1 protein-coding gene is annotated in these 759 nt (G+C 67.9%); it reads right to left on the reverse strand.

What is annotated here, in order from left to right; all coding sequences use genetic code 11:
* A partial coding sequence (locus tag B5F88_RS19860) for an S-layer homology domain-containing protein (RefSeq protein ID WP_242959907.1) occupies positions 1–661 on the reverse strand: 661 nt, incomplete at its 3' end.
* Positions 662–759 lie beyond the last annotated feature (98 nt).

A 759-nucleotide genomic window follows, 5' to 3' on the forward strand; every position in this document is an offset into this window, starting at 1 on the left:
GGGTGGGAGTAGCTGTCGGCGTAGGCGCAGGAGTAGGCGTTACAGTGGGGGTCGGCGCAGGGGTGGGGGTCACAACAGGCGTGGCCGTAGGTGTAGGCGCGGGAGTGGGGGTGGGCTCCGGCTGGAGGTCCTTGTCCCCTACCCGGGGCGTCAGCCCGGCCAGACGGCACAGGATCGTGGCCAGCTCCGCCCGGCTGATCTGAGAATTGCCGTTAAAGCGGCCGGACTGGTCCCCCTCGGTGATGCCCGCCCGATACCAGCGGTACACTACATCCCCATAGGGGTCGGACTCCCGCAGGTCGGGCACCCCGCCGTCGGGCACGCTGTTGATGGCCTGCTTTTCGCTCTCGGGCACCGCCCGGTCCATCAAATCCGCCATCTGGAACCGGGTAGCGCTGTCTCCCATGGTGGACAGGGGCACCTCGGAGGCGGTGAACAGCCCGTTCTGCAGACAGTAGGTATAGGCGCCCTGATACCAGGCCCCGCCGGCGGCGGGCACGGTCTTGCCGTTGCGCTCAGCGTGGAGCCGGGCGGTGAGGGTGACCACCTCGGCCACGCTCATGATGCCCGAGGGGTTGAACCGACCGTTCCCCACGCCTTTCATCAGCCCCGCCTGGGCCGCCAGATTGACATAGTCCGCATACCAGGCCGCATCCGGCACATCGTCAAAGAAATTGGGAACCGGAGTGGGCGTGGGGGTCGGCGTAGGCGTTGTGCTGGGGGTGGGCGTCGGCGTAGGAGTAGGAGTCGTGCTGGGGG

The organism is Flavonifractor sp. An306 (assembly GCF_002159455.1).
GTDB lineage: Bacteria > Bacillota > Clostridia > Oscillospirales > Oscillospiraceae > Flavonifractor.